Raw genomic sequence first — 22820 nt, forward strand, 5'->3', positions numbered from 1 at the left:
CGCCCCCACCCACCACCGCCACCCCCTCGCCTGACGAACCATCAGCAAATCCGAGTCGTCGGCCTTGCACCTTGCCCCTGCCGCCGCTACGTTCCGCGCACCAGCCAGGAGCCGTGACGGAGCCGTCGCGGAGCCGTCACCGAAGGGGTGCCCGCATGGCCGATGTCACCGTCCAGGCCCGGATCGAGGCACCGGCCGAGAAGCTCTGGGACCGCCTCACCGACTTCCCCTCCTACGGGGAGTGGAACGCCACCCACACCGACTTCCCCCACGGCGGCCCGCAGCCCCTCCAGGTAGGCGCGGCCTACCAGGAGAACATGAAGCTGATGGGTTTCCCGGCGGAGGTCAACTGGACCGTCCGCGAACTGGAACCGGGCCGCCTCCTCGCCGTCCAGGGCAAGGGGCCCATGGGCGTCAACCTCGGCATGCGCTATCAGCTGACGCCCGACGGCGGGACGACCGAGGTCCGGATCGACGGGACCTTCACCGGCGCCGCGGTCTCCCTGATGGCGGCCAAGCTGAAGGACTCGGCGAGCGCCGCACTGAACGAGTCACTGCGCAAGCTCGCCGACCTGGTGACCTGAGCCGCCCGAGGCGGCCGCGCACTCCGCCCCGCACCGCCCCGACCGACCACCGGCGCCCGGACTCCCTCCGCGCCGCAGCCTCTTCAGCCGGCTCTCCCCGCTCAGCCCCCTCCAGCCCTCAGCCCTTCCGCACTCAACCGCCTCAGATCAGTACCGCCTCAGGCCAGTACCGTCCCAGGTCAGTACCGCTCCGATCAGTCCTCCTCGGCCAGGATCAGATACAGCTCCTTGCGAGCCTTGTTGACGACGGCCATGGCCTTTTCTCGCTGCTCGGGGCTGCCGGTGGCCCACACCTGGCGGAACGCCTCGACCAGGCCACCGCCCGCCTTGCGTATCTCGTTCATCGCCTCCCAGTCGACGCCGCGGCCGGCGTCCTCCCAGGGGGCGTCCGAGCCGCTGTCGGCTTCGGCGCGGCCGGCGTCGGTCAGCGAGAAGAGCTTCTTGCCGCCCTCACTGGCGCTGGCGATGAGCCCCTCGTCCTCCAGCAGCTGGAGCGTCGGGTAGACCGAGCCGGGGCTGGGCTTCCACGCCCCGCCGCTGCGCTCGGCGATCTCCTGGATCATTTCGTACCCGTGCATCGGGCGGTCCTTGAGCAGCGCCAGTATCGACGCGCGCACATCGCCGCGCCGGGCCCGGCCGCGCGGACCACCACCCCGCCCCCGGCCGCCGCCGAAAGGCGGACCTCCGAAGGGCGGACCGAAGCCGCCGAAGGCGGAACGCCGGCGCTCGAAGCCGCCACCGAACTCGCCGCGGCCACCGCCCCGCCCCGGCCCGTACTGCTCGTGCCCGCGCTCATGCCCGTGCTCGTGTCCGGGCCCATACCCATATCCCTGGGAACGCATCGCGCACCCCTCCTTCTCATGCTTGCCAGTGCATTGCACACGTACTATCGCTCGCCATCGCTGATCGATCGCGATGCTTCAACGATATATCGGGACTGTTCGGTGGGCAAGGGGCTGAAGAAATTTCCCGCACGAGCCCATGCCGCCCAGGGCTCGCACCCGGCCGGGGCCACAGTTCTGGCCGGTCACCGCTGTTGAAGGCGTCCAACGCCGCCCGCATCGCCCTCCGCACGAGCCCCTGAAGGCTTGTCCCCGGCGGGTGCCTCATGCCGTCCGGAGCCGTCCGGAGCCATCGGAACGGACCCCGGCCGGACCTTGGACCTCCATGAACCGGGCACCGTCCGGGCCCTGCTCGACGCCGCCACGAACCACGGACCAAACGGACCAAGGGGCGTTGACCACCGCCCCGAGCCCACCGGCCCGAGACCACTTCCCCGAGTCCACCGCCCGCCCCGGGTTCACCACCCCGAGTCCACTTCCACCCGCAACCAAGTCCACTTCCCCCGGATTGGACTTGGCCGGTGGCCTTGGGATGCCCTTAGTCTCCCGGCCATGAGGATTCGCATCGTCGACGCTTTCACCGAGCGCCCATTCGCCGGCAACCCCGCGGGAGTCGTGCTGCTCGACTCCGATTCGTTTCCCGAGGACGCCTGGCTCCAGCGGGTCGCCGCCGAGGTCAACCTCTCCGAGACCGCGTTCGCGCATCCGCTGCCCCCGGGGGGCGACGCCGACTGGGCGTTGCGGTGGCTCACCCCGGCCACGGAGGTGAACATGTGCGGGCACGCCACCCTGGCCACCGCCCATGTGCTGCACATCACGGGCACGGCCACCGGGACGGTCCGCTTCCGCACCCGCAGCGGGGTGCTGATCACCACCGCCGAGGGCAGCGGCTCGATCACCATGGACTTCCCGACCGCCCCGCTGGCCCCCGTGGACGTGCCGGAGGCCGTCACCCGGGCGCTCGGCGGCGTCGAGATCCGCTCCGCCCACACCACCGGGCCGAACGTCGGCGATCTGCTGGTCGAACTGCCCGACGAGAAGACCGTGCGGGGTCTCGCCCCGGATTTCCGCCTACTGGCCGGGCAGGGCAGCCGGGGTGTGATCGCCACGGCCCGCGCCGAAGACGCCGATGGTGACTACGACTTCGTCTCCCGCGGCTTCTTCCCGGGGGTGGGTATCGACGAGGACCCGGTAACCGGTAGCGCGCACACCGCGCTCGCCCCGTTCTGGTCGGCACGGCTGGGCCGCGACACCCTGGTCGGCCACCAGGGCGGCGCCCGTACCGGTCGCGTCCGGACCGTACTGCGCGGCGACCGCACTCTGCTGACCGGTTCGGCGGTGACCGTCATCGACGGCGAGCTGCTGGCCACCGCCTGACCTGCGCCCGGCCACCGCCCGAGCGGCGCTGTTCAACCAGCGCCCGGCAGGCGCGAGAGGACGGTCTCAGCCCACCGGGCGGGGCCGCCCCGGGCCCAGTCACACGGCCCCTCGCCCTCCCCGCTGCACGCCTCACGCCGTAGGCAACCAGCCCACCCGCCCCGCCAGGAGCGCGTACCCCACGAACGCCACGATGTCGATCAGGGCGTGCGCGGCGACCAAGGGACCCACCCGGCGGCAGCGCCGGTACACCAGGGCGAAGATCACGCCCATCACCATGTTGCCGACGAAGCCGCCGACGCCCTGGTAGAGGTGGTACGAACCGCGCAGGACCGCGCTGGCCGCCACCGCCGCCCAGGGGGTCCAGCCCAGCTGCCCGAGCCGGCGCAGCAGGTAGCCGACGACGATGACCTCCTCCAGGACCGCGTTCTGCACCGCGGAGGCGATCAGGACCGGGATCTTCCACCAGGTTTCGGGCAGCGCCTCGGGCACCACCGTCAGATTGAATCCGGCCGCCCGCGCCCCCAGGTAGAGCAGCAGTCCGCTGCCCCCGATGACGGCCGCCAGCCCGGCGCCCACCCCGAGGTCGAAACCGGGCCGCCGGTCGAAGCCGATCAGCCGCAGTCCGCCGGCGCCCTCGTCCGGCCCTCCGGCGCGCTCGCGCAGCAGCAGATGGGCCACCAGGACGACCGGCACCAGAGCCGTTGCGATCCCGAACACCTGCCAGGCGAGATCCAGCCAGGGGCGGCCCGGCGCGTGCGAGGCGTTGAGCGTCGCCGCCTGGTGCTTGAGGCCGCCGGGCCGGGTCAGCGAGCCGACGAAGCTGATCAGCGCCGAGACCGCGCTGGCGCCCAGGGAGAGGGCCAGGACGATCAGCGTCTCGTTGCGCAGCAGGCGCCGCGCGGGCTCCCCGGCCGCCTCCGGGGGCCGCCGCGCGCCGCCGCCGTCGCCCGCGCCGGGAACGTCCGCGTCCGCCACGGGACTTGTATCCGACTGCAAAGGTTCCTCCACTTCCGCAATACCGCCTCTTCGCCGCCATCGCCCCGCTAGGGTCTCGAAAGCAGATACGAAGATCGCGCGCGACAGGCCGGGGACGGGCGCCCTCCATCCGGGGTGTTTCCGTCCGCATCGATCCCGATGGAGGTCCGGGGCTCCGGGCCTCCGAGTATCAGGAGAGGCGCTACCGCATGGGACGTCACAGCTTGCCCGACGACTCCACACCGCACGGAACGGGGTCCCCCCGCGCGCCCCGGCCCCGCGCCCGCCGCCGGACGGCCGCGATCGCCACCGCGATCGCCGTCACGGCCGTCGCCGGCTCCATCGTGGCGCTGCGCGGTGGCCTCCTCCCGTTCGGCCGGAGTTGCGGCGGCGACTCCGTACGGCTGGAAGTGGTCGCCTCGCCCGATGTGGCCCCCGCGCTGGAGGAAGTGGCCGGCCAGGCCCGCGAGGACGGGATCCGCAGCGACGGCAAGTGCCTGGACGTCACCGTGAACGCCCAGCCCGCCTCGGAGGTCGCCGACGCGCTCGCCGGACGCCCGGCGGACCCGGCGTTCCAGGTGTGGGTGCCGGATTCCCGCCTGTGGGTGGACCGGGTCACCGACGAGCGGGGGTCGTCGCTGACCGCGGTCGGCACCCTCGCGTCCTCGCCGATCGTCCTCGGCGCGGTCCCGTCGGCCGCCAAGTCGCTGGGCTGGCCGTCCCGTACGTACTCGTGGACGGGGCTGACGGGGGCCGCGGCCACCGGCGACGGGCTGCGCCTGGGGGTCGCCGATCCGGCGCACAGCGCCACCGGGCTGCTCGCCTTGGCCCGGATCGGCGCCGCCGACCGCAAGGAGGCGGGCAGCCGCAGCGCGGCGGCGACCCGTACGGCCGCGGCGGCGAAACTGCTCTCCGAACGGGTCGTGGACGGCGACGGGCAGGTGCTGGCCACTCTGCCGCGCGACGGCTCCGGGGCCGAGGCGGGCAATCCGCGCCGCAATCAGGCGCTGCTGCTGTCCGAACAGGCCGCCTACGCCCACAACACCCACCGGGGCGGCGGTCCCGCGCTCGACCTGTTCTACCCGGCGGACGGCACCGCCCAGCTCGACTACCCGTACACCCTCGTCGACGACGCCTCGATGACCGCCGACCAGAGCCGGGCCGCCAACCGCTTCCTGACGCTGGTCGCCGACACCGCGGGCCAGCGCATCCTGCGGGACCACGGTTTCCGGTCCGACACCGGGCGCGCCGACAGCCGGCTCACCACCGTGGCGGGCGGGCGCGATCCGCAGCCGTACACGGCCGTGGCCGACGACCCGCCACCGGCCGGGGACCTCAAGGCGCTGCTGGGCATCTGGACCACCGCGACGACACGGTGACCACCGGGGCGCGGGCCCCTCCACCGCACCACCGGGGCACGGGCCCCTTCACCGCGCCACCGGGGCACGGGCCCCTCCACCGCACCACCGGGGCACGGGCCCCTCACCCCACCACCGGGGCGCGGCCCCCCGGCAGTACACCCAGCACCACCTCAGGACACGGCCGGCAGCACCAGCCCCTTACGGCACCCTGCCCCCAGCCCCCCGCCCCCGCTGCGCCGGCACCACCGACCCCGCCCCGGTCCCGGCCCCGGCTCCCGCCCCGGTCGCCGCCCAGCCGACCGGCCAGGTGTGGACCGGCTCCCCGGTGTGCATCAGCTCGCTGTAGCGCCGGGTCATCGCGGCCAGCGCGGCCTCGCGGCCGAGCCCCTGGCGCCGGGCGTGGCGGAAGGCGGCGGCCTGCCAGGACGCCCCGTTGACCCGGTGGGCGCAGCGGGCCTCGATGATGCCGAGGTAGTGATCGCGGTCGGCCGGTTCGACGCCCCAGGCGTCCAGTCCGGCGGCCGCCAGCGGGAGCAGTTCCTGCCGGACGAGGCGGACGGCGGAGATCTCGGTGAGGCCGCCGGCGCGGCCGGGCCGGGGCCAGTGGAAGGCGGCCTCGATGCCGTGCCGGCAGGCGTTGTCGAAGTTGGCGGCCGCGGTGGTGAACGGGAGCCGGGTCCAGACCGGGCGCGGCTGTTCGGCCAGGGCGCGCACCAGCCCGTAGTAGAAGGCGGTGTTGGCGATGACGTCGGCGACGGTCGGGCCGGCGGGGAGGACGCGGTTCTCGACGCGGAGGTGCGGGACGCCGCCGGCGACGGCGTAGACGGGGCGGTTCCATCGATAGATCGTGCCGTTGTGCAACACCAGTTCGGCGAGGTCGGGCACGCCGCCGTCATCGAGGACGGCGAGGGGTTCCTCGGGGCCGCACAGCGGCAGCAGCGGCGGGAAGTAGCGCAGGTTCTCCTCGAAGAGGTCGCAGGCGGAGTCCACCCAGCGTTCGCCGAACCACGTGCGCGGGCGCACGCCCTGGGCCTGGAGTTCGGGGGCGCGGGTGTCGGTGGCCTGCTGGAAGACCGGCGGGCGGGTCTCGCGCCACAGCTCCCGGCCGAAGAGGAACGGGGAGTTGGCGCCGACGGCTATCTGGGCGGCGGCGATGGCCTGGGCGGCGTTCCAGACGGCGGCGAACCGCCCGGGTGTCACCTGGAGGTGCAGCTGTACGGAGGTGCAGGCGGCTTCGGGGGCGATCGAGGGTGAGCGGGCGGTCAGCCGCTCGACGCCTTGTATGTCGATGGCGAAGTCCTCGCCGCGGGCGGCCCGCATCTGGTCGTTGAGGAGGACGTAGCGGTCGTTGGCGGAGAGGCTGGAGACGGTGAGGTCGTGGGGGTTCAGGGTCGGCAGGATGCCGATCATGACGATGCGGGCGGCGACCTCGCGGGCTTTTCTCTCGGCATAGCCGAGGCCGGCGCGGAGTTCCTCGGCGAGCTGGTCCAGAACGCGTCCGGACAAGCGGTGGGGGGTGATGTTGACTTCGAGATTGCACTGGGCGAGTTCGGTCTGGAAATCCCCGCTGGCGATCCTTTCCAGGACCTGGGAGTTCAGCATGCGGGGCAGGCCGTCGGCGCCCGCGAGATTGAGCTCGATCTCCAGGCCGATGAGATTCCTGGGGCGGTCGAACCGCTTCTCCGCGAGCAGTCGCCGCAATCCCTCCAGGCAGTCGTGGAGCTTTCTTCGATAACGTTCCCGGTCCGCCAGGGCGTTCCCGTCCGCGGCGACCTTCTCCCCCATCGGCGGATCCCTCCTGGAGTGAACGGCCCGCGGCCACGGGCTGTTTGGCCCGCCCCGGGGAGCCCCCGGGCACGCGCTACGGTCGATGATGCCCGGCAATCTGATCGATAACGCCTCCCGCGCATGCCGGTACCGCTAGGCTCGTAGGGTCGGGGCGCGGGGCACTTTCCAGCGGCATATCTCGGCGGCCCGAGCCGCGCGCAATTCGCTCGTGAAAAACACCGACAGGTTCCGGCCTACCGTTCCGCCGGGGAATTACGAGGTGGGCACGCCGATTTTCCGCACAAAGCGGCGGAAACCACCCCGCACAGCAGGCCGGCCACCGGTCCGGATTCCGCCTTGCCGGAAATTCTCAAGGCGAGTAGCGGAAACACTTTCAGAACAAATGTCGTATAAACTTCGCACACGAGGCAGAGATGTGGCGCCGCGTCTGGCGGTCTTTCCCCGGTGCCCCCGGCACCGCGTCCGACCCGCCGGTCCGCAGCACCGGTCAGCCATGCTCTGACCCGCCCGCAGACAGCGCCGTCCGCACTGCCACGCTCCACCGTGTCTCCGAAGTGAGAGGCGACCCGCCATGCCGCTGCACGTTCCTCCTGCCCCCGCGCCTGCCCTGCGCAGCGTGCTCACCGCCCTCGGCTCGCCCACCGCGGTCCGCGAGGCCCCGGCCGCCGCACTCCGCGCCCACCAGGGCCCGCTGAGCCCCGATCACCCGCTGCCCGTCCACGTCCTGGACGACGTGAGCCAGGCCGGCCCGCCGCGCACCCGCCTGGTCGGCTGGCGCTTCCTGGTCCGCGGCGGGGAGCACGCCGTGGCGGCCGCCGAGGCCCGGCTCACCGCGGACGGCTGGACGTTCTCGCACTTCTGCGACGGCCCCTACGTCGCCGCGACGGAACGGGCCCTGCTCCAGGCGGAATCGCTCAGCGCGCCCTACCAGCCGCGCCTGCTGTCCGTACCGGAGCTGTACATGCTCACCCTCTGGCTGCACCACGACCTCACCGCGGACGGCGCCGCCGGGCTGCCCGCCGCCGGCGACCTCCTGGTGCCGCTGGCCCCCGCCCCGCCCGGCATCGCCTCGTACCTCCCGCAGCGGGTCGCCGATCTGCTGCCGCGCCTGACGCTGCGGCTGGGCAGCCCGCCCCCGCCCCCGCTGCTCCGCGAACCGGCCTGACCGGCCAGGACTCCCCGGGCCGGGCGGACGGCCGGCCCGGTCGGCCCACCCCCGCAGAGAGGAACGCCCCCGCGCGCTCACCGTGCACCCGTGCGCCCCGTGGCCACCCCGGCCGCGGGGCGCACCACCGTGTCCGCCCCCTGTCCGCCGGTAGCGCCTCAACGCCCCGAGGCGCACGCTCACTTGGACGCAACCGCCCGCACGGGTGACGCGTCGGTATCGAGTGAGTACCGCTGCTGCGAAATCCCTGCGGAATCCCTTCCGTGGGGCAAGACTGTGACCGACAGGAAACGGGGGAGCGGCCATGACCACCTCATCGAGCCGCACGACGTTCACCACTCCGCAGCGAAAGACAACTTCCATGTGCCAGCATCAACCGCCATGCCCGTCAGCTGACTCCACCGACCGGGAGGCCGCCCAGCTGGTGGCGCACCACCCGGAGCAGGGCTGGAGCCTGCTGTGCAACGGCGTCCTGCTCTTCGAGGACACCGGTGAGCTGCTGCCGGACGGGCAGGTCATCGCCCCGCACCGGCCGCTCGGCACGCCCCGGGTGACCGCCGCCGCCTGATCGCGGCCACCCGGCACGTACCACCAGGGCCCCCGGCTCATCAGCCGAGGGCCCTTTGTTGTGCCGCCGTCAGGAGCGGCCGGCCCCTGTCACCGCGGCCGGTGGCGCTCAGCCGTCGTACTCGTCCAGCGGCGGGCAGGAGCAGACGAGGTTGCGGTCACCGAAGGCGCCGTCGATCCGGCGCACCGGCGGCCAGTACTTGCCCGCGGCGTCCACCCCGGCCGGGAAGACGGCCTCCTCGCGGCTGTACGGGTGGTTCCACTCGCCGCCCAGCGCGCCCGCGGTGTGCGGGGCGTTGCGCAGCGGGTTGTCGTCCTTGTCCCACTCGCCGGAGCCGACCTTCTCGATCTCCGCGCGGATGGCGATCATCGCGTCGCAGAAGCGGTCCAGCTCGGCCAGGTCCTCGCTCTCGGTCGGCTCGATCATCAGCGTGCCGGCCACCGGGAACGACATCGTCGGCGCGTGGAAGCCGTAGTCGATGAGCCGCTTGGCGACGTCGTCGATGCTCACGCCGGTCGCCTTGGTCAGCGGCCGGACGTCGATGATGCACTCGTGCGCGACCAAGCCGCCGGGGCCGGTGTAGAGCACCGGGTAGTGCGGCTCCAGGCGCTTGGCGATGTAGTTGGCGCTGAGCACCGCCACCTGGGTGGCGCGCTTGAGTCCCTCGCCGCCCATGAGGCGGACGTACGCCCAGGAGATCGGCAGGATGCCGGCCGAGCCCCACGGGGCGGCGGAGATCGGGCCGACACCCGTTTCCGGGCCCGCGGTGGGCTGGAGCGGGTGGTTGGGGAGGTACGGCGCCAGGTGGGCGCGGACCGCGACCGGGCCGACGCCGGGGCCGCCGCCGCCGTGCGGGATGCAGAACGTCTTGTGGAGGTTCAGGTGCGAGACGTCGCCGCCGAACTTCCCCGGCTCGGCGAGGCCGACCAGGGCGTTGAGGTTGGCGCCGTCCACGTAGACCTGGCCGCCGGCGTCGTGCACCGCCGCGCAGATCTGGGTGATGTGCTCCTCGAACACGCCGTGGGTGGACGGGTAGGTGACCATCAGGACGGCCAGCTCGTCGCGGTGCTTCTCGATCTTGGCGTGCAGGTCGTCGGTGTCGACCTCGCCGTCCGCGCCGGTCTTGACGACGACGACCTTCATCCCGGCCATCACGGCGCTGGCGGCGTTGGTGCCGTGCGCCGACGACGGGATCAGGCAGACCGTGCGCTGCTCGTCGCCGTTGGCGCGGTGGTAGGCGCGGACCGCGAGGAGTCCGGCCAGCTCGCCCTGGGAGCCGGCGTTGGGCTGGAGGGACACCTTGTCGTAGCCGGTGACGGCGGCGAGCCGCTCCTCCAGCTCCCGGATGAGGGTGAGGTAGCCCTGCGCCTGCTCGGCCGGGGCGAACGGGTGCAGCTGCCCGAACTCCGGCCAGGTCACCGGCTCCATCTCGGTGGTGGCGTTGAGCTTCATCGTGCAGGAGCCGAGCGGGATCATGCCGCGGTCCAGCGCGTAGTCCTTGTCGGCCAGGGTGCGCAGGTAGCGCAGCATGGCGGTCTCGGAGCGGTGCTGGTGGAAGACCGGGTGGGTGAGGTAGTCGCCGGTGCGCAGCAGCTCGTCCGGCAGGGCGTCGGCGGCGGCCGCGTCCAGCGCGTCGATGTCGCCCTGGACGCCGAACGCGCCCCAGACTCCGGCCAGCTGGGCGCGGCCGGTGGTCTCGTCGCAGGCGATGCCGACGAGGTCGGCGCCGGCCTGGCGGAGGTTGATACCGGCCTCGCGGGCGGCGGCGACGACCTCGGCGGCCCGGCCGGGCACCCGCGCGGTGAGCGTGTCGAAGTACGCGTCGTGGACCAGCTCGACCCCGCCGGCCCTGAGGCCCTCGGCGAGGACGGCGGCGTAGCGGTGGGTGCGCCGGGCGATGGTGCGCAGGCCCTCGGGGCCGTGGTAGACGGCGTACATGCCGGCCATGACGGCGAGCAGCACCTGCGCGGTGCAGATGTTGCTGGTGGCCTTCTCGCGGCGGATGTGCTGCTCGCGGGTCTGCAGCGCCAGGCGGTACGCCTTGTTGCCGTCGGCGTCGACGGAGACGCCCACCAGGCGGCCGGGCAGGCTGCGGGCGTACTGCTCGCGGACGGCCATGAAGCCGGCGTGCGGGCCGCCGAAGCCCATCGGGACGCCGAACCGCTGGCTGGTGCCGACCGCGATGTCCGCGCCGAGTTCGCCGGGCGGGGTGAGCAGCGTCAGCGCCAGCAGGTCGGCGGCGACGGTGACGATCGCGCCGAGCTCGTGGGCGCGCTCGATGACGGCCCGCCAGTCGCGCACCGCGCCGGACGCGCCGGGGTACTGGAGCAGGACGCCGAAGACGCCGCGCGCGGCGATCTCGTCGGGGATGCCGCCGGCGAGGTCGGCGACCACGACCTCGACGCCGGTGGGTTCGGCGCGGGTCCGCAGGACGGCGACGGTCTGCGGCAGGCAGTCGGCGTCGACGAGGTAGACGCCCTGCTTGACCTTGCCGACGCGGCGGGAGAGCGCCATCGCCTCGGCGGCCGCGGTGCCCTCGTCCAGGAGGGACGCGCCGGAGGTGGGGAGTCCGGTGAGGTCGGCGACCACGGTCTGGAAGTTCAGCAGTGCTTCCAGGCGGCCCTGGGAGATCTCCGGCTGGTAGGGCGTGTACGCCGTGTACCAGGACGGGTTCTCCATGACGTTGCGCAGGATCACCGGCGGGGTGAACGTGCCGTAGTAGCCGAGGCCGATCATGGACGAGAGGACGTCGTTGCGGTCGGCGAGCGCCCGCAGCTCGGCCAGGACCTCGGCCTCCGTACGGGCCTGCGGCAGTCCGAGCGCCTCGGTGCTCTTGATCACGTCGGGGACCGCGGCGGCGGTCAGCTCGTCCAGCGAGCCGAAGCCGACCTGCGCGAGCATCTTGGCCTGCGCCTCGTGGTCGGGGCCGATGTGCCGGCGCTCGAACGGGGTGCCGCGCTCCAGCTCGGTCAGGGAGATGCGGTGGGTGGTCATCTGCGGGGGCCTCCTGGTCAGTACGACCTGCGAGGGGCACCACGGCGCTGGTGCCCGGACGGCCCTCCCCCTCTGTCATCTCAACCTGAGAGCTTCACCGGCCCGCGGGCTGCGGTCCGGCTTTCACCGTCGGTGAGGAGGGGTTCCGGCATGGTGCCTGTCCGTGGCCCGCCCTGCTTTCCAGAGTGACCTCGTCCATGCGGTACGTGTGCCTGAGAGATTCCGGGGAGGATTTGCTCCTTCGGCGCCCTGCCGCGAGCGGCAAAGGACTCTCCCGCATGGGGTCGACGGCCAATCGCCAGCCTACCAGCGCACCGCCGGAACGATCCTTCGAGTGGCCGGGGCAGGAAATGTGCCGTTTCGTAGGTGTCACAGGGCAGTTGCGACCACGTGGAGGGACCGTGCAAACCGATATCGATCCCCGGAGCCTCATCGGCCGCAAAGCGTTCGACCGGAACGGCGCGAAAATAGGGACCGTCGACGAGGTCTACCTCGACGACGCGACGGGCGAACCGGAGTGGGCGGCCGTCCGCACCGGCCTCTTCAGCCGGGACGCGTTCGTCCCCCTGGAGCCGAGCACGATGGTCGGCGACAGCCTGCACATCCCCTACGACCGCAAGCTGATCAAGGATGCCCCGGACTTCGGCGTCGGCCGGCACCTCTCCCCCGAGCAGGAACTCCAGCTCTACCACCACTACCGCCTGGATATCTCCTCCCCGGCCGCGGACTCCGCCGCGTCCGCCGGCGAGGCCGGCTTCGGGCGGGTGGCGGGCGCGGACGGCTGATCCGGGCCGCCCAGCAGCGACAGCGGCTCACCCGGCCGCAGCGCCGGATCGTCGACGGCGAAGGTCCGCACCCGCCCCGGTGCGGACCACGGCGTCTCGAACCGCACGGTCACCCTCCCCAGCCCGCTGCCCTGCACCCATCCGGCGCCGAACTCCTCATGGACGACGTCCAGCCCCGGATGCCAGCGCCGCGGCGGGACCTCCCCGGCCTCCGGCTCCGCCGCCGCCTCGCCCGCCGGCTCCCCCACCCCGCCCGCCGCCCGCTCCCCGGCCTCCCGCTCCGTGGCCAGCTGGGCGAACAGGTCCTCCTGGGTGAAGTCGGCCAGCCCGCTCACCCCCACGCCCAGCAGCCGGACCCCGCCGGTGGTGTCCACGGTCTCCAGCAGCCGCGCCGCGGCCTCCCGGACGACCGCCGGATCGTCGGTGGGCCCGCGCAGCGTCTCGGAGCGGGTCAGCGTGGAGAAGTCGTAGTTCCGCACCTTGAGCACCACCGTCCGGCCGGAGCGACCCGCTCCGCGCAGCCGCGCCACGCACCGGTCGGCCAGCCGCAGCACCTCGGCGCGCACCCGCGTCCGGTCGGTCAGATCGACCTCGAAGGTGTCCTCCACCGACACCGACTTGGCGTCCCGCTCGGCCACCACCGGCCGCTCGTCCCGCCCCAGCGCCATCGCGTACAGGCCGGTGCCGTGGGCCTTGCCCAGCAGCCGCACCAGCTCCGCCTCGCCGGCCTCCGCGGTCTCGGCGACGGTGTGGATGCCGGCCCGGCGCAGCGCCTCGGCCGTCGCCGGCCCCACCCCGGGCAGCGTCCGCACCGGCATCGGCCCCAGCAGCTCCCGCTCGGTGCCGGGCTCGATGACGACCAGGCCGTCCGGCTTCGCCGCCTCGGACGCGATCTTGGCGAGCATCTTGGCGCCGGCCAGCCCCACCGAGCCGGTCAGTCCCGTCACCGCCCGGATGTCGCGCCGCAGCCGCTCCCCCACGGCCCGCGCCGCGGCCGTCTCCGGCGCCACCCCGCCCGCCTCGAGGTCCACGAACGCCTCGTCCAGGCTCAGCGGCTCCACGAGCGGTGAGAGCGCCCGCAGCAGCTCCATGACCGCGTCACTCACCTGGCGGTACAGGGTGAACCGGGGGCTGAGGTATGCGGCGTTCGGGCACAGCCGGCGGGCCTGCGCCGTCGGCATCGCCGACCGCACCCCGAAGACCCGGGCCTCGTACGACGCCGTGGCGACCACCCCGCGCGGACCGATCCCGCCGACGATGACGGGCTTGCCGCGCAGGCTCGGCTTGGCCGCCTGCTCGGCGGCCGCGTAGAACGCATCCATGTCCAGATGCAGGATGGTCGGCGCACGTCTCACACCACCGATGCTCCCGCACACCACTGACAATCGGCCCGCGCCGGGGCCGGAGGCCGCCCGCCCCGGGGCGCCGCGGTCAGCCCGCGCGGTTGCGCCGGCGCGCCAGCTCGTCGTGCGGGTTCTTGCCGACCAGCGTCTCGCCGGTGTCCACCCGCTCGCCGTGGAGCTGCGACAGCGCGCCCTCGACGTCCCGCCACACCACGCCCACCGCGATGCCGAAGACGCCCTGGCCGCCCTGGAGCAGATCGACGACCTGGTCGGGCGAGGTGCATTCGTAGACCGTGGCGCCGTCGCTCATCAGCGTCATCCGGGTCAGATCCGCCAGGCCGCGCGCCCGCAGGTGCTGGACGGCGGTGCGGATGTTCTGGAGCGAGACGCCGGTGTCCAGCAGCCGCTTGACGATCTTGAGGACGACGACGTCGCGGAAGCTGTAGAGCCGCTGCGTCCCGGACCCGTAGGCCGGGCGGATGCTGGGCTCGACCAGGCCGGTGCGCGCCCAGTAGTCGAGCTGCCGGTAGGTGATGCCCGCCGCCGCGCATGCGGTCGGTCCGCGGTAGCCGATGTTCTCCGCCTCGCGGTCGCCCGACACCGCGGCGGCCTGTACGGGACCGCGGTTCGCCGCCGCGCCCGTGTGGAGCGGCAATGCCCCTTCCGCCGCCGTACCGTCGCCGGTGATTGCCACGCCGCCCTCCGTCCTCCACGTCCCGGACGGGACCTGCCATATCGACGGTATGCAGTCACTCGGGGTGCGTCAACGATCGCCGCGCTCGCCACGCCGAGTGATAATCACCCTACGAGTGGTTTCTCGTGACTCGTCACGGGGAAAGGCTTACAGGTTGGCCGGAAACAGGTGCTTCGCCTGGCCGGTCACTGGTTGGTCCCGAAGTCCTCCGGGGAGATCTGGTCGAGGAACTCGCGGAACTTCTCCACCTCGTCCTCCTGCTCGTCCGGGATGGCGATCCCCGCGTCGTCCAGCACCCCGTCGGTACCGAAGATCGGGGTACCGGTGCGCAGCGCCAGCGCTATCGCGTCGGACGGCCGGGCACTGACCTCGACGCCGCTGGCGAAGACCAGCTCGGCGTAGAAGACCCCTTCGCGCAGGTCCGTGATGCGGACCTGCGTCAGCTCCTGGCCCACCGCTTCGAGCACGTCCTTGAAGAGGTCGTGCGTCAGCGGCCTGGCAGGGACCATGCCCTGCTGGGCGAAGGCGATGGCGGTGGCCTCTCCCGGCCCGATCCAGATCGGAAGGTAGCGGTCGCCCCCCACCTCCCGCAGCAGCACGATCGGTTGGCTGGAAGGCATCTCCACCCGGACACCCACGACGTCGAGCTCGTTCACACAGCAACCCTAGGCCGTGCCCGGCAGGTTTGGGTAGTCGGGACTCGTCCGCTCATGGCAGACGGACGCGCAGGGCGCTCTGCAGCAGCGCCGCGTGCAGCCGTACGGACAGCGTGGCCAGCTCCCGCGCGGTGGCCTCCGCATGCGCCCGGGTCTGCGGATTGCGGTGCCGCCGAAGGGGTGCCACGACCTGCTCGACCAGCCCCGCCTCGCGCTCCGCGGCCGCCTTCACCGCCCGCAGGTGGCGCGGCTCCAGGCCGAAGCGGCCGAGTTCCGCGACGAGCTTGGCGACGCCGACCGCCTCGATGTCGTACTCCCCGTCCTGATGGGCGGCGATGAGCCCGTACGCCTCCCAGTCGGCGAGCACCGCCTCGTCCACCCCGGTGGCCGCCAGCAGCTCGGCCCGGCCGATCCGGGCGGCGGTCGGGCGCTCCTCGTCCAGCTCCGGGACGCCCTCGACCAGGTCGCGGGGCGGCGCGGCGGGGGCCGGCAGCTGGACCTGCTCGCCGCGCGCCAGGGCGTCCAGATGCTCCTTGATGACCTTCAGCGGGAGGTAGTGGTCCCGCTGCATCCGCAGGACGTTCGCCAGCCGTTCGACGTCCGCCGCGGTGAATTTGCGGTACCCGGAAGGCGTGCGCTGCGGCTCGACCAGCCCCTCGGACTCCAGAAACCGGATCTTGGAGATGGTGACCTCGGGGAACTCCTCCCGCAGTACGCCCAGCACCCTGCCGATGCTCATGGGCTTGCGGTCCGTGGGGCCCGAGGAGGCGGTGCCGGACGGACCGGCACCGCCTGTCGGTGTGTGGCGCATATGCCTTCCCTGGGCGGTCAGATACCGACGCCTCGCTGGCTCGCGTAGAAGACCAGGCGGTACTTGCCGATCTGCACCTCGTCGCCGTTGGAGAGGACGACGGAGTCGATCCGCTCGCGGTTGACGTAGGTGCCGTTCAGGCTCCCGACGTCGGTGACCGTGAAGCGGCCGTCCGGTCCGCGGCGGAACTCCACATGGCTGCGGGAGACCGTCACGTCGTCGAGGAAGATGTCACCCTGCGGATGCCGGCCCGCCGTCGTCAGCTCGCCGTCCAGCAGGAAGCGGCTGCCGGCGTTCGGGCCGCGGCGGACGACGAGCAGCGCCGAGCCCATCGGCAGGGCGTCGACGGCGGCCTGCGCCTCCGGGGAGAGCGCGGGCGAGAGGGTCTGCCCGGTGGCCTCCGCGTCGTACGCCTCGATCCCCGAGATGGAGATCGTCGAGGTCGTCTCGGAGGCGCGCTCGGGCCGGTCGCCGGCCCGCAGCGGCGCGCCGCAGTTGGAGCAGAACCGGCTCGCCTCGGCGTTCCGGTGCCCGCACCTCGTACAAACCGGCAAGGCCGACCCTCCACCCGTGTGTGCGGCCGATGGTTCCTGGGAACCTATGCGGCCGGCACCGGAGGGGTCAACAGAACCCGCGCCGCGCCCCCCGGACGGACCGCCGACCTCGTCACGGAAGAGCGGACGGTCCCCGGGCTCGGCACTCTCCTCCGCCCGGCGCGGGGCGCGGTGCCGCGCGGAGCCGCCGTCGCCTTCCTGGCGGGCGCTCTTGCCGAACAGCTTTCCAAACAACTTCACGGGCGATTCCCCTTGTACGACACAGACCCGCCCGTGGGGCAGGACGAACCCTCGATGCACACACCAGCCGATCCGGACATCCTGTGAACGTCCGTGGCCTTCAGACAGTTTCCACCACACACCACACGCACGGTGCGTCGACCCCCCGCTACCTCATGCCCTCGTCGGGCCATCACCATACGCAGACGCCTCACTGGGATGACGACCGAGCGTAGTCAGGCCGCTTCGCGTCCCGCAAGGCGTCCACAACGATCTTCCCTTCCCTGGTCACAACCACCGTGGCCTGCTCCTTTTCCAGCGTCTGGACCACTCCGCCAGGGATGTTCAGCGCCGGTTCCAGGTCCTCGGGCTTGCCGATGACCTTGAAACGGTACGGCTGCGTGACGCGCTTGCCGTCGATCTCCACCCCGCCCCGCTGGTCCGAGAAGTAGGTGTTGGCGACGACGCGCACGCCGTTGACCTGGATGGCCTCGGCCCCGGCGGCCCGCAGCTCCTGGATGGTGTCCAGCAGCTTGTCCGCCTCCACGGAGTGGTGCGGGTCGTTGATGACCAGGTTGATGCCGGGGCCTTGCGCCGCGACGGTCCCGGCCAGTACGCCCAGCTGCTGTTCCTTTTCCACGGTCTGCTTACGGGCCTCCTCGGCCTGGTCCGAGCTGTTCTCCAGCTCGGTCTTCTGCCCTTCCAGGCGCCGCTGCTCATCCGTCAACCGCTGGGAGCGGTTGTCCAGTTCGTCCAGGATGCGCACCAAGTCCTCTTGGCGCGCGCCCCGCAGCGCACTGCTGTCACTTGTGGAACGTACCTGAATCGCGAGGCCGAGGCCGAGAATGAACAGGAGCAACGCGACGATCAGTTGAGCCCGGGTCAGCCGCGGCGGCCAGAGACTGGCCGCGAGCCGCTGCCGGCCGGTCATCGGGGGCGGCGCGCTTCCGGCGCCGGCCGCCGTTTCCGCGCCGGCGCCACCGGGCCCGTCCGCCCGTCCGGCCGCGTCCCGTCCGCGGTCCGCCGGCGGCTCCGCGGGCGACGTCGTCCCGGACGCTCCCGTTTTCTCCGTGTCGTCCGTTCTCTCCGGTTCGCCGACCTCCCGGGACGGCTGCTCCGGCGCGTCCTCGTCCGCGGGACGTTCCACCGCGGCCCAGCCGGGCCGGCGGGGCGTCTCGGGCGGCATCGGCCGGCGGCCCGCGGGGTGGGACGGCTCGTTCTCCGGGCCGGGCGCGCGGTCCGGCCGCCGCTCGGGCGTGCGCTCCGGTTCTGGCCTCTCCTCCGGTGCCATCGGCCTCACGCCCGGAAGACGTGCCGGCGGATCGCGGCCGCGTTGGAGAAGATCCGGATACCGAGCACCACCACGACGCCGGTGGAGAGTTGGGAGCCGACGCCCAGCTTGTCGCCGAGGAAGACGATCAGCGCGGCGACCACCACGTTCGAGAGGAAGGAGACGACGAAGACCTTGTCGTCGAAGATCCCGTCCAGCATCGCGCGCAGGCCGCCGAACACGGCGTCCAGCGCGGCGACGACAGCGATCGGCAAGTAGGGCTCGACCACCGTCGGCACCACGGGACGGACGACAAGTCCGACCACGACTCCCACGATGAGGCCCAGTACGGCGATCACGATGTGCCCTTCCCTGCGTCGGTGCCCTCCGCCTTCGCGGCACCGGCCTTCGGCTTTGCGGTACGTACGGTCAAACTGGGCGCGGGCGGCAGCGTGACCTCGTTCTCGACGGAAATCCTGGCGCGCACACCGAAGTTCTCCTGCAGCATGTGCAGGTACTGGCCGTCCGCGCTGTCCTGGAACGTCGTGCTCAGCCGCTGCCCGTCCCCCACCGCCAGCACCGTATAGGGCGGCACCAGTGGCTTGTTGTCGACCAGTATGGCGTCTCCGGCGGCTCTGATCGCCGAGAGGGACGTCAGCCGCTGCCCGTTGACGGAGATCGCCTCCGCGCCGGACTGCCACAGGCCGTTGACCACGCGCTGCATATCGCGGTCGCGGACCCGGCTGGTGTCCGAGAAGTCGCTGCTCTCCCGCGGGCCGCCGGTGCCCGCCGCGGCGCCCTTGGCGTCGTCCACGACGAGCTTCACGCCCGGCCCGGTGACCTGCGTCGAACCGGACAGCAGCGACAGCAGGTCGGCCGTCCCGTCGCCGTGCTGCTTGAGCGCCTCGCGCTGCATCCGGTCCACCGCGTCCCGGGTCGCGTCCACCCGCTGCTGCTGGGTGTCGGCCTCCGCGGTGCCCTTCTGGATGCGGTGGATCAGCTCCTCGCGCTCCTTGGCCAGCGTCGGCGCCGCGACCCGCGCCTGCGCGGCCCCCACGGTCACCACCAGCGCCGCCAGCACCAGCCCGGCGGCCAGGCCCAGCTTCGCCCGCAGCGTACGCGGCAGACCGCCGGCGCCCTCACCGGCCTTGCGGGCGGCGGCCTCGGCGTACCCGTCGTCGAGGCTGTGGTCCATCACGTTGGTCAGCAGCGACATGGACGCGTCCGGGCGCCCGGCCGAGGGGTGGGGGTTGCTCCGATCGGGGCGCTGCTGCGACATGCCGCACATCGTCGCACGTCGGCGCCGGGGTCCCGCAACGGCCCCACCGGCGTGCCGACCGTGCGGCACGCCGGTGGGCCGGGGTCAGCGTCCTGCGCTGTCCACGACGGCCGCCCACTCGTCCAGCAGCTGCTCGGCGGAGGCGTCGTCGGGGCCCTCCGCCCACAGGTGGGTGACCGCCTCGGCCGGGTCGGGCAGCACCAGCACCCACCGCCCGTCGGCCTCCACGACCCGCACGCCGTCGGTGGTGTCCACGTCCCGGTCGCCGGCCGCCTCCACGACGTGCCGCATGACCAGGCCCTTGACCGCCCACGGCGTCGCCAGGTCGCGCCGCTGGACGTGCGCCCGGGGGATCCTGGCGTCGATCTGGCTGAGCGTGAGCTGCGTACGGGCCACCAGGCCGATCAGCCGGACGAACGCGGCCGCGCCGTCGAAGACGCTGCTGAACTCCGGGATGATGAACCCGCCCATACCGTCCCCGCCGAAGACCGTGCTGTCGGAGCGCCCGACCCGGGTCAGATCGTCCGGCGAGGTCGTCGTCCACTGGACCTGGGTGCCGTGGTACGCCGCCACCTGCTCGGCGATCCGGGTCGTGGTCACCGGGAGCGCCACCCGGCCGCTGCGGCGCTCGGCGGCGACCAGATCCAGCATCACCAGCAGCGCCCGGTCGTCCTCGATGATCCGGCCTCGCTCGTCCACCAGGGACAGCCGCTCGCCCACGGGGTCGAAGCGCACCCCGAACGCGGCCCGGGCCGAGGCGACGATCTCGCCGAGCCGGACGAGGCCGGAGCGGCGGGCCTCGGCGGTCTCGGTCGGCCGGGACTCGTCCAGGCCGGGGTTGATGGTCAGCGAGTCGACGCCGAGGCGGCCCAGGAGGCTGGGCAGGACCAGGCCGGCGCTGCCGTTGGACGCGTCCACGACGACCTTCAGGCCGGACTCGCTGATGCCCCGGGTGTCCACGGCGCGCAGCATCGCGCCCGTATAGGAGTCGAAGACGCTCGACGGGAAGTGGAGGTCGCCGATCTCGCCGGGGAACGCCCGCCGGTATTCCTGGCGCGCGTAGACGCGGTCGAGTTTGCGCTGGCCGGCCTGGGAGAGGTCGGCGCCGCGCTCGTCGAAGAACATGATGTCGACCGAGTCCGGTACGCCCGGCGTGGTCCGCACCATGATGCCGCCGGCGCTGCCCCGGGCGGTCTGCTGCCGGGCCACGGGCAGCGGGACGTTCTCCAGGTCGCGGACGTCGATGGCGCTCGCCTGGAGCGCGGAGATCACCGCGCGCTTCAGGGCCCGGGCGCCGCGGGAGTGGTCGCGCGCGGTGGTGACCGTGGCCCCCTTCTTCAGCGTGGTGGCGTACGCGCCGGCCAGCCGCACGGCCAGCTCGGGGGTGATTTCGACGTTCAGGATGCCGGAGACGCCGCGCGCGCCGAAGAGGTGTGCCTGCCCGCGGGATTCCCAGATGACCGAGGTGTTGACGAACGCGCCGGCCTCGATCGTCTTGAACGGGTAGACCCGCACATTGCCCTGGACGATGGATTCCTCGCCGATCAGGCATTCGTCGCCGATGACGGCGCCGTCCTCGATCCGGGCGGCCCGCATGATGTCGGTGTTCTTGCCGATCACGCATCCGCGCAGATTGCTCTGCTGGCCGAGAAAGACGTTGTCGTGCACCACGGCTTTGTGCAGGAACGCACCGCTCTTGACGACGACGTTGGAGCCGACGACGGTGTGCTCGCGGATCTCCACGCCCGCTTCGACCTTGGCGTAGTCACCGATGTACAACGGGCCGCGCAGCACCGCGTCCGGGTGCACCTCGGCGCCTTCGGCGACCCATACGCCGGGCGAGATCTCGAAGCCGTCTATGTCAACGTCGACCTTGCCCTCCAGCACATCGGCCTGGGCCTTCACATAGCTTTCGTGGGTGCCGACGTCTTCCCAGTAGCCCTCGGCGACATAGCCGTAGATGGGCTTGCCTTCCTTCATCAGCTGCGGGAAGACGTCCCCGGACCAGTCCACCGGAACGTCGGGCTCGACATAGTCGAAGACCTCCGGCTCCATCACGTAGATACCGGTGTTCACGGTGTCGGAGAAAACCTGGCCCCAGGTCGGCTTCTCCAGGAACCGCTCGACCCGGCCGCCCTCGTCGACGATGGTGATGCCGAATTCCAGCGGGTTGGGCACCCGGGTGAGGCATACGGTGACGAGGGCGCCCTTTTCCTTGTGGAACCGGATCAGGTCGGTGAGGTCGAAGTCCGTGAGGGCGTCCCCGGAGATGACGAGGAAGGCGTCGTCCTTGAGGGCCTCCTCGGCGTTCTTCACGCTGCCGGCGGTGCCGAGGGGCTTTTCCTCATTGGCATAGGTGAGTTCCATGCCCAGTTCTTCCCCGTCCCCGAAGTAGTTCCGGACGAGGGAAGCCAGGAATTGCACGGTCACCACGGTCTCGGTGAGTCCGTGCTTCTTCAGCAGCCGTAGTACGTGCTCCATGATCGGCCTGTTGGCCACGGGAAGCAGCGGCTTGGGCATGCTGGACGTCATGGGGCGAAGGCGTGTGCCTTCGCCGCCGGCCATCACAACGGCCTTCATGTCGGAAGCGTCCTCCTCGAAGAGACGACGGTCTTGCCGACTTCACTTGTCAAGAGCGCCCATTGTTTTCCACTCGGGCGCTGGGCCTTGGCACATTCCTGCCGTACCGGCGAGCTCAGTCGGCCGTGGCGTCCGCCCTGATGATGCGGCGGACCTGGACCACGTAGAGGATCCCTGCCCACCAATAGAGCGCCGTACCCCATCCGGCGAACGCCCATCCGAAAATAGCAGCGAGCGTGTGAAGCCAGCCACTTCCGTCGCTGAGCAGCAGCAACGGGAAGGCATACATCAAGTTGAACGTAGCTGCTTTGCCCAGGAAGTTCACCTGGGGAGGGCCGTAGCCGTGGCGTCCGAGGAATCCGACCGCGATCAGCAGCATCAGTTCCCGGGCGAGCAGCGCCGCGGTCAGCCAGAGCGGGAGGATCTCCCGCCAGGTCAGACCGACCAGCGTCGAGAGGATGTAGAGCCGGTCGGCGGCCGGGTCGAGGATCCGGCCCAGGCTGCTGATCTGGTTCCAGCGCCGGGCCAGCTTGCCGTCGAGGTAGTCGCTGACGCCGCTGAGCGCCAGCACCAGCAGCGCCCAGCCATCGACCTTCGGGCCGCCGAATGTGGGCCAGAGGATCAACCACAGGAACAGCGGCACGCCGACCAGGCGGGCCATGCTGAGGATATTCGGGATGGTGAGGACACGATCTGTCTGGATCCGCGTCTCCTGGACCTCCACGCGGAAGCCTCCTGTGGGAAAAATATGCCGATGATGCCCCCGACTTTACCTGGCCCGCCGGCCACGCCGCGCCGCGGGTCCCGGTCCGGAACGCAAGAAAGCCCCGCCGGGGAACTTCCGTTCCCCGGCAGGGCTTTCTCTTACGTTGAGTTCGGCGGCGTCCTACTCTCCCACAGGGTCCCCCCTGCAGTACCATCGGCGCTGAAAGGCTTAGCTTCCGGGTTCGGAATGTAACCGGGCGTTTCCCT

The 22820-nt window shown here is 72.0% G+C and carries 20 protein-coding genes, 1 rRNA gene and 1 riboswitch; of the genes, 6 read left to right on the forward strand and 15 right to left on the reverse strand.

Annotated elements, in window-relative coordinates; translation table 11 throughout:
• Positions 1-155 precede the first annotated feature (155 nt).
• The gene (locus ADL22_RS32855) at positions 156-584 is read left to right on the forward strand and encodes an SRPBCC family protein (RefSeq protein WP_066988184.1); all 429 of its coding nucleotides are present in this window, start codon (positions 156-158) and stop codon (positions 582-584) included.
• 194 nt (positions 585-778) lie between these two features.
• Here ADL22_RS32855 and ADL22_RS32860 read toward each other — a convergent pair whose 3' ends face one another.
• Positions 779-1426: a PadR family transcriptional regulator gene (locus ADL22_RS32860; RefSeq protein WP_066988186.1), complete on the reverse strand. Its 648-nt coding sequence runs from the start codon at positions 1424-1426 to the stop codon at positions 779-781.
• A gap of 552 nt (positions 1427-1978) precedes the next feature.
• Here ADL22_RS32860 and ADL22_RS32865 point away from each other — a divergent pair.
• Entirely contained in the window at positions 1979-2803 is an 825-nt protein-coding gene (locus ADL22_RS32865; RefSeq protein ID WP_066988188.1) for a PhzF family phenazine biosynthesis protein, read from the forward strand.
• A gap of 132 nt (positions 2804-2935) precedes the next feature.
• On the opposite strand, the gene ADL22_RS32870 is transcribed toward ADL22_RS32865, so the two are convergent.
• The gene (locus ADL22_RS32870; RefSeq protein WP_107116463.1) at positions 2936-3802 is read right to left on the reverse strand and encodes a CPBP family intramembrane glutamic endopeptidase; all 867 of its coding nucleotides are present in this window, start codon (positions 3800-3802) and stop codon (positions 2936-2938) included.
• A 188-nt stretch (positions 3803-3990) separates the two neighbouring features.
• On the opposite strand from ADL22_RS32870, the gene ADL22_RS32875 reads away from it, so the two are divergent.
• Positions 3991-5160, forward strand: a complete 1170-nt coding sequence (locus tag ADL22_RS32875) for a substrate-binding domain-containing protein (protein ID WP_079064616.1) — start codon at positions 3991-3993, stop codon at positions 5158-5160.
• A 180-nt stretch (positions 5161-5340) separates the two neighbouring features.
• Here ADL22_RS32875 and ADL22_RS32880 read toward each other — a convergent pair whose 3' ends face one another.
• Positions 5341-6927 (reverse strand): glutamate-cysteine ligase family protein, encoded by a 1587-nt coding sequence (locus tag ADL22_RS32880; RefSeq protein WP_066988193.1) that lies wholly within the window; start codon positions 6925-6927, stop codon positions 5341-5343.
• 574 nt (positions 6928-7501) lie between these two features.
• On the opposite strand from ADL22_RS32880, the gene ADL22_RS32885 reads away from it, so the two are divergent.
• Both ADL22_RS32885 and ADL22_RS32890 read left to right on the forward strand, forming a co-directional pair.
• Positions 7502-8095, forward strand: coding sequence for a hypothetical protein (locus tag ADL22_RS32885; protein WP_066988195.1), 594 nt, complete (start codon positions 7502-7504; stop codon positions 8093-8095).
• Positions 8096-8456: 361 nt separating this feature from the next.
• Positions 8457-8663, forward strand: coding sequence for a DUF5999 family protein (locus ADL22_RS32890; RefSeq protein ID WP_066988197.1), 207 nt, complete (start codon positions 8457-8459; stop codon positions 8661-8663).
• Positions 8664-8771: 108 nt separating this feature from the next.
• Here ADL22_RS32890 and gcvP read toward each other — a convergent pair whose 3' ends face one another.
• Positions 8772-11657, reverse strand: coding sequence for an aminomethyl-transferring glycine dehydrogenase (gene gcvP / locus ADL22_RS32895; RefSeq protein WP_066988199.1), 2886 nt, complete (start codon positions 11655-11657; stop codon positions 8772-8774).
• 190 nt (positions 11658-11847) lie between these two features.
• Positions 11848-11944, reverse strand: a riboswitch (glycine riboswitch).
• A 114-nt stretch (positions 11945-12058) separates the two neighbouring features.
• Between gcvP and ADL22_RS32900 the strand changes: the two genes are divergently transcribed.
• Positions 12059-12442: a PRC-barrel domain-containing protein gene (locus tag ADL22_RS32900; protein WP_066988201.1), complete on the forward strand. Its 384-nt coding sequence runs from the start codon at positions 12059-12061 to the stop codon at positions 12440-12442.
• Here the strand turns inward: ADL22_RS32900 and ADL22_RS32905 are convergent.
• The 11 genes from ADL22_RS32905 to rrf all read right to left on the reverse strand — a co-directional run.
• Positions 12352-13797: a DNA polymerase IV gene (locus ADL22_RS32905; RefSeq protein WP_079064619.1), complete on the reverse strand. Its 1446-nt coding sequence runs from the start codon at positions 13795-13797 to the stop codon at positions 12352-12354. The two genes, ADL22_RS32900 and ADL22_RS32905, sit on opposite strands and share 91 nt — an antisense overlap.
• A gap of 76 nt (positions 13798-13873) precedes the next feature.
• Positions 13874-14479: a MerR family transcriptional regulator gene (locus ADL22_RS32910; RefSeq protein WP_066988205.1), complete on the reverse strand. Its 606-nt coding sequence runs from the start codon at positions 14477-14479 to the stop codon at positions 13874-13876.
• A gap of 185 nt (positions 14480-14664) precedes the next feature.
• Positions 14665-15135 (reverse strand): bifunctional nuclease family protein, encoded by a 471-nt coding sequence (locus ADL22_RS32915; RefSeq protein WP_016571419.1) that lies wholly within the window; start codon positions 15133-15135, stop codon positions 14665-14667.
• Positions 15136-15187: 52 nt separating this feature from the next.
• Positions 15188-15946 carry a MerR family transcriptional regulator gene (locus tag ADL22_RS32920; RefSeq protein WP_066988207.1) on the reverse strand — a complete coding sequence of 253 codons (759 nt, stop codon included), beginning with the start codon at positions 15944-15946 and terminating at the stop codon, positions 15188-15190.
• A gap of 17 nt (positions 15947-15963) precedes the next feature.
• Positions 15964-16800 carry an FHA domain-containing protein gene (locus tag ADL22_RS34365; RefSeq protein WP_234430952.1) on the reverse strand — a complete coding sequence of 279 codons (837 nt, stop codon included), beginning with the start codon at positions 16798-16800 and terminating at the stop codon, positions 15964-15966.
• 130 nt (positions 16801-16930) lie between these two features.
• On the reverse strand, positions 16931-17905 hold the full coding sequence (locus tag ADL22_RS32930; RefSeq protein ID WP_066988211.1) for a DUF881 domain-containing protein: 975 nt from the start codon (positions 17903-17905) through the stop codon (positions 16931-16933).
• A 110-nt stretch (positions 17906-18015) separates the two neighbouring features.
• Positions 18016-18348, reverse strand: coding sequence for a small basic family protein (locus tag ADL22_RS32935; RefSeq protein ID WP_042152041.1), 333 nt, complete (start codon positions 18346-18348; stop codon positions 18016-18018).
• Positions 18345-19277, reverse strand: a complete 933-nt coding sequence (locus ADL22_RS32940) for a DUF881 domain-containing protein (RefSeq protein ID WP_199836429.1) — start codon at positions 19275-19277, stop codon at positions 18345-18347. Before ADL22_RS32940 ends, ADL22_RS32935 begins: the two co-directional genes overlap by 4 nt.
• Before the next feature lie 75 nt (positions 19278-19352).
• Positions 19353-21848: a mannose-1-phosphate guanyltransferase gene (locus ADL22_RS32945; protein ID WP_066988215.1), complete on the reverse strand. Its 2496-nt coding sequence runs from the start codon at positions 21846-21848 to the stop codon at positions 19353-19355.
• A 115-nt stretch (positions 21849-21963) separates the two neighbouring features.
• Positions 21964-22572, reverse strand: coding sequence for a CDP-alcohol phosphatidyltransferase family protein (locus tag ADL22_RS32950; RefSeq protein WP_066988216.1), 609 nt, complete (start codon positions 22570-22572; stop codon positions 21964-21966).
• 149 nt (positions 22573-22721) lie between these two features.
• A 5S ribosomal RNA gene (rrf, locus tag ADL22_RS32955) occupies positions 22722-22820 on the reverse strand; the annotation flags it as partial.

It is taken from the genome of Streptomyces sp. NRRL F-4489 (assembly GCF_001509485.1).
Lineage (GTDB): Bacteria > Actinomycetota > Actinomycetes > Streptomycetales > Streptomycetaceae > Streptomyces.